The sequence below is a fragment of the Winogradskyella psychrotolerans RS-3 genome (assembly GCF_000427335.1).
In the GTDB taxonomy this organism is placed as follows: Bacteria; Bacteroidota; Bacteroidia; order Flavobacteriales; family Flavobacteriaceae; genus Winogradskyella; species Winogradskyella psychrotolerans.
This window is the reverse complement of the sequence record NZ_ATMR01000076.1, coordinates 1-542: the sequence shown is the minus strand read 5'-3', so window position 1 is coordinate 542 and position 542 is coordinate 1. Positions and strand designations below refer to the sequence as shown.

The following is a 542-nucleotide window of genomic DNA, read 5'->3' as shown; positions in this document are numbered from 1 at the left end:
GGACGACAGGAAGTTTTTTTGGCCGTTCGAATGGAGGGGAGAATGACGCTGCTTTCCTTCCGGTCAAAGATTCGAAACAGATAGCGCAGTCCGTAAACGGTGTGTTTGAAGAAACTATCGGATGGAGTGTGGTGCTTACGCTTAAGGAAATGGAGGTAATCCTGTATGACTTCGTCATCAAGTTCAAGCAGATCAGAGTTGAGATGCAGTCCCATATGGGACAAACATCGGGCGTAATTATTGAGAGTGCTCTGACTTTTCCCCGAAATGGTTATTGATCTACGGAGTCTTTTGAGTTGTAAATCAAAGCCTGGTACATTTTCACAGGCTTTTTCAATGATAGATTGCTTTTTTTTCATAGCTTAAAATGTTGAATATTAATGATAAGTCTAATGTAGGAAGAAACGGCAAAAACTGCCGGCTTCCTGCCTTAGCAGGATTCGTTCAACACTAAATATAGGTCATTGGGCAGATAGTACTAAAGCTGGAAATGATTACATTTAAAGAAATAGGTAGCGAATTGGAAGTTTGGCACCTTGAAT

The 542-nt window shown here is 41.0% G+C and carries 1 protein-coding gene; it reads right to left on the bottom strand.

Features of this window, described 5'->3' with window-relative positions:
• Positions 1-359, bottom strand: a 359-nt coding sequence (locus ADIWIN_RS22405) for a phage integrase N-terminal SAM-like domain-containing protein (RefSeq protein WP_235047032.1), incomplete at its 3' end; no start/stop codon positions are given.
• Positions 360-542: the final 183 nt, after the last annotated feature.